6 protein-coding genes and 1 pseudogene are annotated in these 9154 nt (G+C 76.0%); 4 read left to right on the top strand and 3 right to left on the bottom strand.

Features of this window, described 5'->3' with window-relative positions:
* A partial coding sequence (locus PYV61_RS15045) for a von Willebrand factor type A domain-containing protein (RefSeq protein WP_275832967.1) occupies positions 1-1950 on the top strand: 1950 nt, incomplete at its 5' end.
* A gap of 18 nt (positions 1951-1968) precedes the next feature.
* On the opposite strand, the gene PYV61_RS15040 is transcribed toward PYV61_RS15045, so the two are convergent.
* Positions 1969-2361 (bottom strand): nuclear transport factor 2 family protein, encoded by a 393-nt coding sequence (locus PYV61_RS15040; RefSeq protein ID WP_275832965.1) that lies wholly within the window; start codon positions 2359-2361, stop codon positions 1969-1971.
* Between the two features lie 382 nt (positions 2362-2743).
* On the opposite strand from PYV61_RS15040, the gene PYV61_RS15035 reads away from it, so the two are divergent.
* Positions 2744-4798 carry an Ig-like domain-containing protein gene (locus tag PYV61_RS15035; RefSeq protein WP_275832963.1) on the top strand — a complete coding sequence of 685 codons (2055 nt, stop codon included), beginning with the start codon at positions 2744-2746 and terminating at the stop codon, positions 4796-4798.
* A gap of 73 nt (positions 4799-4871) precedes the next feature.
* Here the strand turns inward: PYV61_RS15035 and PYV61_RS15030 are convergent, their stop codons facing one another.
* Positions 4872-5735, bottom strand: a complete 864-nt coding sequence (locus PYV61_RS15030; RefSeq protein ID WP_275832961.1) for a DUF4394 domain-containing protein — start codon at positions 5733-5735, stop codon at positions 4872-4874.
* Positions 5736-6008: 273 nt separating this feature from the next.
* Between PYV61_RS15030 and PYV61_RS15025 the strand changes: the two genes are divergently transcribed.
* Positions 6009-8051 carry an Ig-like domain-containing protein gene (locus PYV61_RS15025; protein WP_275832960.1) on the top strand — a complete coding sequence of 681 codons (2043 nt, stop codon included), beginning with the start codon at positions 6009-6011 and terminating at the stop codon, positions 8049-8051.
* Positions 8052-8106: 55 nt separating this feature from the next.
* Here PYV61_RS15025 and PYV61_RS15020 read toward each other — a convergent pair whose 3' ends face one another.
* Complete coding sequence (locus PYV61_RS15020; RefSeq protein ID WP_275832958.1) at positions 8107-8637, bottom strand: hypothetical protein; 531 nt, start codon at positions 8635-8637, stop codon at positions 8107-8109.
* A gap of 217 nt (positions 8638-8854) precedes the next feature.
* Between PYV61_RS15020 and PYV61_RS15015 the strand changes: the two are divergent.
* Positions 8855-9154: pseudogene (locus PYV61_RS15015) on the top strand (hypothetical protein); the annotation flags it as partial.

Below are 9154 nucleotides of genomic sequence, written 5' to 3'. Positions count from 1 at the left end.
GCCCGCGCGGCGGCCGCCATCAGCGGCGGCGTGCGCGACGCGGGCGGCAGCCCGCTCCCCGACGCGCGCGTCGACGTCGCGGGCACGCCGCTCGTCGCCGTCACCGACGCGCGCGGCCGGTTCGCGATCCGCGGGGAGGCGCTGCGGAGGGGGAGCACGGTCGAGCTGGTGGCGCGGCGCGTGGGCTACGCGGAGGCGCGGCGGCGCGTCGCGCTGACGGCGGACAGCGTGCACGTCGAGCTGACGCTCGCGCCGGCGGCGATGCGGCTGGAGGCGGTGGTCGCGGGGGAGGCGAGCCGCGAGCGGCGCGCGGACTTCAGCGGGAAGGGCGTCGCCGGGGGGCTCGCGCGCGGGGTGGCGCCCGCCGCGCCGACGTTCGTCGCGCAGTCGATGGTGCGCGCGTCGGTGGCGAGGGCCGCGGGCGCGCGCGGCGGGCGCGTGGCGTACGCCGCCGACTCGGCGGGCGCCCCGCACCCCGGGCGCCGCGACACGCTGCGCTTCGAGCGCGAGGGGTACGACCGCATCGAGGACAACCCGTTCCTCGCCGTCGCCGGCAACCCGCGCTCGACCTTCTCGATCGACGTCGACCGCGCGTCGTACGGCAACGTGCGCCGCTTCCTCGCGCAGGGGCACCGCCCGCCCGCCGACGCGGTGCGCATCGAGGAGCTGGTGAACTACTTCCCGTACGCGCTCCCCGCCCCGCGCGGCGAGCACCCGCTCGGCGTCACCACGGAGGTGATGCCCGCGCCGTGGCAGCCGCGCCACCAGCTGGTGCGCGTGGCGCTGCAGGCGCGCCGCATCGAGACCGCCGCGTTGCCGCCGAGCCACCTCGTGTTCCTGCTCGACGTGAGCGGGAGCATGAACTCGCCCGACAAGCTGCCGCTGGTGAAGGAGGCGTTCCGCCTGCTGGTCGCGCAGCTCCGCCCGCAGGACCGCGTCGCGGTGGTCGTGTACGCCGGCGCCGCGGGGCTCGTGCTGCCGCCGACGTCGGGGCGCGAGCAGGCGCGGATCCTCGAGGCGATCGACCGGCTGGAGGCGGGCGGCTCGACCGCCGGCGGCGAGGGGCTGCTGCTCGCGTACAAGACGGCCGCCGAGATGGGCGGGCGCGGCGAGCGCGCGAACACGCGCGTCGTGCTGGCCACCGACGGCGACTTCAACGTCGGCGTGTCGAGCGACGCGGAGCTGGAGCGGCTGATCGAGCGGCAGCGCGCGTCGGGGACGTACCTGACGGTGCTCGGCGTCGGCACCGGCAACTACCAGGACGCGAAGATGGAGAAGCTGGCCAAGCGCGGGAACGGCAACTACGCCTACGTCGACGACCTGGCCGAGGCGCGCAAGGTGCTGGTGCAGGAGATGGGCGCGACGCTGCACGTGGTCGCGCAGGACGTGAAGCTGCAGGTCGAGTTCAACCCGGCGGCGGTGCGCGCGTACCGGCTGATCGGCTACGAGAACCGCCTGCTGCGCGACGAGGACTTCGCCGACGACCGGAAGGACGCGGGCGACGTGGGCGCGGGGCACACGGTGACCGCGCTGTACGAGGTGGTGCCGGCCGGCGTCGCGGGGACGGCCGAGGTGCGCGGGACGGAGCCGCTGCGCTACGGCGCCGGCGAGCGCCCGGCGCCGCGCGCGAACGGCGAGCTGCTGTTCGTGCAGCTGCGCTACAAGCGCCCCGGCGAGTCGCAGAGCCGGCTGCTCACGCACCCGGTGCGCGCCGCCGACGCCGCGCGCGCCGTCGCGGCGGCGAGCGACGACTTCCGCTTCGCGGCGTCGGTGGCCGGCTTCGGGATGCTGCTGCGCGACTCGGAGCACAAGGGCGCCGCGACCGGCGCCGACGTGCTGGCGCTGGCGCGCGGCGCCGTGGGCGCGGACCCGGGCGGGCACCGCGCGGAGTTCGTGCAGCTGGTCGAGCGGTGGCGCCGCGTGGCCGCCGACGTCGCGGCCAGGGAGTAGCGGCGCGCCCGGCGGCGCTCAGCCCAGCGCGGCGCGCATCGCGGGCGTGTCGATGTACGCCTCGAAGCGCGTCGCGCGGCCGTCCGCCACCGTCCACACGTGCACGGCCGCGATCTCGAACGCGCGGCCGCTCGCGCGCGCCGCGCCGCGCGTGTGCCCGACCGCCACCACCTGCTCGCCCGCGGCGAACACCGACTCGGGGGTGAAGCGCGCGTCGATCGCGCCGGTGAGCCGCGCGAAGAACTCGCGCAGCCCCTCGTGCCCGTGGTAGTGGCCGCCCCACGGCAGCTCGGTCGTCTGGCGGATCGCGCAGTCGGGGCTCACCAGCGCGGCGATCGCCGCGAGGTCGCGCCGCCCGAACGCGGCGTAGAGGTCGTGGACGAGGTCCAGCGGGGTGCGGAGGGCGAGCATGCTCTATATGGAAGGGGTGGATGGAGCGCGGAACGTAGGAACGGCGCGCGGCGGCAGAGTGGGTCGGATGACCTGGAACGGCGTGGTCCAAAACGGCGTGGTCGAAAACGGCGTGGTCCGATACGGCGTGGCCATCACCAATCGGTGGTAGGTCACGCCGTATCGGACCACGCCTCATCCGAGAACGCCGTATCTGAGCACGCCGTATCTGAGAACGCCCCACCAGTCCCAATGGGGTAGAACTACCCAAGACGCCCCCCTCGGCGGCGCGCATCATGGGGCCACGATGGGCGGCGGCACCTCGCCAACGCCCGCTGACAACCCCCCGTCCCGCCGCGACGTGCGTCGTCACGCGCGCGGGCGTTCCCCCGAGGATCGCGTCATGCCCCGTTCCGTCTTCACCGCGCTCGCCGCGTGCGCCGTCGTGTCGCTCGCCGCGTGCGGCGGCTCCGACAGCGCCACCGCCCCCGTCGTCACGCCGCCGGGGAACCAGAACCCCGGCACGGGGAACCCGGGCACCGGCAACCCCGGCACGCCGGCCGCCGTCGCCTCGGTCGCGATCACCCCCGCCGGCGGCACGGTGCTCGTGGGCCGCACGCTGCAGCTGGCGGCGGCGGCGCGCGACGCCAACGGCGCGACGCTGTCGGGGCGCGCCGTCGCGTGGACGTCGTCGGCCGACAGCGTGGCGCGCGTCGACGCGAACGGGCTCGTGACCGGCGTCGCCGCCGGCAGCGCGACGATCACCGCGACCAGCGAGGGGAAGAGCGCCACCGCCAGCGTCGCCGTGCAGCTCGCGCCGGTCGCGTCGATCGCGGTCACGCCGGCCACCGCGAACCTGCGCACCGGCGACACGCTACGCCTCGCCGCCGCCGTGCGCGACGAGTCGGGCGCCGCCCTCGCCGGGCGCCAGGTGCGCTGGGCGTCGAGCGCCGCCGGCGTCGTGACGGTCGACTCGGTGAGCGGGCTGCTGCGCGCCACCGGGCAGGGGAACGCCACCATCACCGCCAGCAGCGAGGGGAAGACGGGCACCGCGCAGATCGCGGTCGTCGCCCCGGTCGCGACCGTCGCCGTCAACGCGGCGCTCGACACGCTCGAGGCGTGGGACGTGGTGCAGCTCTCGGCGACGCTGCGCGACGGCGCCAACAACGTCCTCTCCAACCGCGTCGTGCGGTGGGCGAGCAGCAACCCGGCCGTCGCGACCGTCGACAGCGTCAGCGGCCAGCTCACGGGGCTCGACCGCGGCACGGTGACCGTCACCGCGACCAGCGAGGGGAAGAGCGGCACCGCGTCGCGCGTGGTCGTCATCAAGTACCGCTCGATCTCCGCCGGCACCGAGCACGCCTGCGACATCGCCTCGGGCGGCATCGTGTGGTGCTGGGGGCGCAACGGGATCCAGCTGCGCGTCGGGATGACCGACGGCGCCGACCGCTCGTTCAGCAGCACGCCGGTCCGCCTCAACACCGACGTCCGCTTCAAGCAGATCAGCACCTTCGGCACGACCACCTGCGGCGTGTCGCGCGAGGGCAAGGCCTACTGCTGGGGCTACAACGGCTGGGGCAACCTGGGCAACGGCACGAGCAGCGTCCCGAGCGCCACGCCGGTCGCCGTCGCCGGTGGCCTGACGGTGAAGTCGGTCTCGCTGGGCGCGCAGCACAACTGCCTCGTCACCACCGACGACAAGGCCTACTGCTGGGGCTTCAACCAGCAGAGCGAGTTCGGCAACAACACCACAACGAGCAGCAACGTCCCCGTGCTCGCCGCGAGCGGGATGAGCCTCGCCAGCATCAGCGGCGGCAACGACGTGACGTGCGGCGTGACCGCGGCCGGCGCGGGCTACTGCTGGGGGCACAACGGCGCCGGCCAGCTCGGCGACGGCAACCGCCCGACCAACGGCAACACCTACACGCGCACGCCCTCGGCGGTCGTCGGCGGGCTGACCTTCCGCTCGCTCCACGCCTCGCAGAGCTACACCTGCGGCCTCACGACCTCGGGCCAGGGCTACTGCTGGGGGAGTGGCGGCGCCCGGTTCGGCAGCGGCTTCTCGGCCGAGACCTCGACGCCGCGCGCCATCCCCGGCTTCACCTGGAAGCAGCTCTCGCCGGGCGCGCGCCAGGCCTGCGGCATCACGACCGACGACGACCTGTACTGCTGGGGCTCGAACGGCTTCGGGCAGCTCGGCAACCCGGTGGGCGCCAACGGCACCACCACTCCGGTCCGCGCCGGCGGCTCGCTCAAGGCGGCCGAGGTGAGCGCGGCGAACGTCGCCACCGGCTCGGCGGGCTTCACCTGCACGATCTCGCAGGACCGCCTCACGACCTACTGCTTCGGCAAGAACGACTTCGGGCAGCTGGGCAACGGCGCCACCACGGCCGCCGACGCGTCGACCGCGACGCCGCAGATCGTGGTCGGGCAGAAGCCCCTCCCGTCGACGCGCTGACGGCGCACGCGGGCACCACGACGACGCCCCCCGGACCGCTGCGGTCCGGGGGGCGTCGTCCGTCCGCGACCGCTCAGGCGCGGCGGCGGCGGCGCGCGGCGGCGCCCACCCCCACCAGCCCCGTGGCCAGCAGCGCCCAGGTCCCGGGCTCGGGCACGGTGGCGACCGCGAGCCCCTCGACCTGGCGCCCGCCGCCGATCGCGCCGGTCATCGTCGCCGCGCCGGTCTGGAGGTCCACCGTGTAGAGCATGCTGGCCGCCGCGCCGGTCGCGAGCTGCAGGAAGGCGAGGTTGGTGCTGCCGACGGTCAGGATGTCGAAGCCGACGAGGGAGGAGAGGTTCGTCCCCAGGCCGAGGCTCCCCACCGTGGAGTAGAGCCCCCCGTTGGCGTTGCTCGACAGCACGAGCGTGCCGCGGGTGAGGTCGATCCCGTAGAGCTGCGTCGACGCCGGCGCGGCGACGCTGTTGGTGTAGGCGACCGCGCCCAGCGCCGGGATGCCCGGCGTGCCGTCGGTGTAGGAGAGCGGCGTGTCGGTGTTGGTCGTCGCGAGCCCCGCGCCGGCGATGCGCAGGTTCGTCCCGTCGGTGCCGGTGAGGCGGAGCGCGTTGGCGACCGGGTTGAAGTCGACGCCGACCCCCGCCGTGGCGATGTCGCCGACGTCGGAGAGGAGGGTCGCCGTCCCCGTCGCGGTGCTGATCGTGTAGAGGCGCGATCCGTCGTAGCCGTAGAGCAGTCCGTCGGCCGGCCGGAAGTCGAGCCCGCGCAGCGAGGTCCCGGTGAGCCCGACGACCGTCACCGCGGCGGAGCCGGAGGTGCCGAAGGTGACCAGCTCCTGCGCCCCGGCGGCGTTGGTGCGCAGAGCGTAGGCGCTGTACTGCGCGCCGGCGGGGCCGGCGGCGAGCAGGAGGGCGAGGACGGACAGGGCACGGCGGGTCATGGGCGGCTCGGCTGGGCGTGGGACGGACGGGCCGGTCTGCTGCATCCACTGTCATCAGGATGCGGCATCCGGTCGATGCACCAGCGCCGCGAGTGCAAGCCCCGCACCGGCGGGAGCGGCGCCGGGAGCGGCGCGCTTAAGCGCCCCCCCCGCGGCGGCGATTAAGCGCGACCCGGGTCGGTAAGCGCGTCGGCAAGCACCCCGCGCGAGACTGGCGCCACGTGCTGCGGCGGACGTCCCGCCGCGCCTGGACCATAGACCGCGCCCCCCGACATGCGCCGCTTCCTCCTCCCCGCCCTCGCCGTCGCCTCGCTGGCGGTCGCCGCCTGCGGCGGCTCCGACGCCCCCGCCGGCCCCGGCCCGATCACCAACCCGCCGCCGGCGGCGGTGGCCGCGGTCGACGTCGCCGCCCCGGCCGGCACCGCGCTGACCGTCGGGCGCACCGCCGCCCTCACCGCCACCCCGCGCGACGCGCAGGGGAACGCGCTGGCCAACCGCGCGGTTTCGTGGAGCGCCGACCCGGCGTCCGTCGCCACCGTCGACGCCAACGGGGTGGTCACCGCGGTCGCCCCGGGGAGCGTGACCATCACGGCCGCCAGCGAGGGGCGCACGGCGCGCCTCACGCTGACCGTCGCCGCGCCGGCCCCCGCCCCCGTCGCCTCGGTGGTGATCGCCGGCGCGAGCGCCACCCTCCGCGCCGGCGACACGCTGCGCCTCGCCGCCACGGCGCGCGACTCCGCCGGCGCCGCGCTCCCGGGCCGCGCGATCCGCTGGACGTCGAGCGCGCCGATCGTCGCCACGGTCGACAGCGTCTCGGGGCTCGTGACCGCCATCCGCGCCGGCCAGGCGACGCTCACCGCGACCAGCGAGGGGAAGAGCGCCGCGCACGCGCTCACCGTCGCCGCCGCGCCGGCGCCGGTGCGCACCGTCACCATCACGAGCGCGCTCGACACGCTCGAGGCCTACCAGGTCGTGCAGCTGCGCGCGACGCTCCGCGATTCCGCCGACGCGGTGCTCGCCGACCGCGCCGTGCGGTGGACGAGCAGCAACCCGGCCGTCGCGACGGTCGACAGCGTCACCGGGGAGCTGACGGGCGTCGACCGCGGCACCGTCACGGTCACCGCCACCAGCGAGGGGAAGAGCGGCACGGCGACGCGCGTGGTGGTCATCCGCTACCGGTCGCTCACCACGGGCTCCGAGCACGCCTGCGACATCGCCTCGGGCGGGATCGCGTGGTGCTGGGGGATCAACGGCACCGAGGGGCGCCTCGGCTCCGGGCAGGCGGGCGCGTTCGGTTCGTTCAGCAGCCAGCCGGTGCGGGTCGCGGGCAACCTCCGCTTCAACCAGCTCAGCACCTACGGCAACACGACGTGCGGGATCGCGACCAACGGCACGCTGCACTGCTGGGGGAGCAACGCGGCCTTCGCCCTCGGCGCGGGGAGCAGCGCGGCGCAGAGCGCCACGCCGGTCCCGGTGGCGGCCCCGTTCGGCCTGGCCTTCAAGCAGCTGTCGGTCGGCAACCAGCACGCGTGCGCCGTCACCATCGAGGGACGCCTCTACTGCTGGGGCCCGAACAGCTCCGGGCAGCTCGGCACCGGCAACACGACGTGGGCGCAGACGCCGGTCGCCGCGGCCGGCGCGCTGACCTTCGCCAGCGTATCGGCGGGCACCGACTACACGTGCGGCGTCACCGCCGCGGGCGCCGCCTGGTGCTGGGGCGCGAACGGCCTCGGGCAGCTGGGCGACGGCGCGCCGCCCTCGATGGGCAACACGCAGAGCAACAGCCCGGTGCAGGTCACGAGCGGGCTCTCGTTCGTCTCGATCTCGGCGAGCAACCAGGTGACGTGCGCCGTCGCCAACACGCCGGCGGCCTACTGCTGGGGGCGCGGCATCGACGGGCGCCTCGGCACGGGCAACACGGGGGTGACCTCGACGCCGTCGCCGGTCGTCGTGGGGGCGCAGCTCCGCAGCGTGGCGGTCGGCTTCTCGGCCGCGTGCGGCGTCGACCTCTCCTCCAGCGGCGTGTGGTGCTGGGGGATGGGCGCCAACGGGCAGCTCGGGCAGGTGGTGACCAACTCGGCGCTCACGCCGGTCCGCGCCGGCGGCACGCTGCGCGCCGCCGACGTCAGCACGGCCAACGTCTCGGGCGGCTCGGGGAACTACACGTGCGCCATCTCCGCCGACCGCCTCACGACCTACTGCTGGGGGCGGAACGACAAGGGGCAGCTCGGCAACGGCACGACGACCGAGCAGACGGCCGTGAACGCGACGCCGTCGATCGTGGTCGGGCAGCGCCCGCTCGCCGCGACGCGCTGACCGCCGCGCCCCGCCGCGCCGTCCACGCGACGGCGCGGCGGGGCGACGCCGCGGCTCAGAATCGGATGCCGAGCGTCAGCGGCGAGTAGGTGTAGCGCCAGCGCTCGATCCCGGTGCCGACGCTCATCGCGTGGAGGCGCGACTCGAGGAAGAGCGCGCGCGTCCCCGCGGGGAGCTGCAGCCCGGCGCCGAGCGTCCACCCGGGCGCCGAGCCGGCGCCCTGCGGGAAGTAGATGCCGCCGCCGCCGACCGCGTAGGGGAGCACGCGCCAGCGCGCCGTCGGCCGCGCGACCAGCGCCGCGGTGAGCGACGACACGCGCTCGCCGTTCGACCACCGCGCGAGCGACCCCTCGCCGCGCAGGAGCAGCGGGCGCAGCGCGGTGCGCAGCTCGAGCTGCGCGGTGGCCGTGTACCCCAGGCCGTCGGTGGGGGTCGTCGGGCGCAGCGGCGAGTGCATCGCGAACCCGCCGCCGACGCCGAAGGTGAGCGGCGGCGCGGCGCTGTCGCGCGGCGCGGGCGCCTGCGCGCCGGCGGCGGACGCGAGGCAGGAGACGACGAGCGCGGACGCGAGCTTCGACGACGACATGCGACCTCCGGACGACGGGTGACGGCCCACCGCTGTCGACCAGCGGCGTCCGTCGTTGGTCACCGGCCCCGGCGGCGGCGTTGCCGTACGTGCCGCTTAATCGCGCGGCGCGCCGGGCGGCCGGCGCCGCTAAGCAGGGAGTTCGTCCCATGCGGCGCCCGCATCCGCGCGGCACCCTGCACGGGACGCCACGCCACCCTTCCTTCCGGACACCCCGATGACGCCATCCCCTGCGCCCACGCGCGACGCCGAATGCCTCGAGTCGCTCGAGCGGGCGCTGCGCGTCCTCCTCACGCCGCTCGACGCGCCGAGCCTCGCCGCGTGGCGGCTGGAGGCGCACGCCGCGATCGTCCGCCTGCTCGGCGCCGCCCCCGACGCCGACGCGATGGACGCGCTCGACGCGGCGGCGCGCGACGACGACGCGCGCCGCCGGCGGCGAGCGGGCGCGCTCCTGCCGGCGTTCCGCGCGGGGCTCGGGCTGTGGGAGCGCGCCGGCGTGCGCCGCGACACCCTGGCG

Source organism: Roseisolibacter sp. H3M3-2 (genome assembly GCF_029211165.1).
Classification (GTDB): Bacteria; Gemmatimonadota; Gemmatimonadetes; order Gemmatimonadales; family Gemmatimonadaceae; genus Roseisolibacter.
This window is presented reverse-complemented; position numbering and strand designations above follow the sequence as displayed.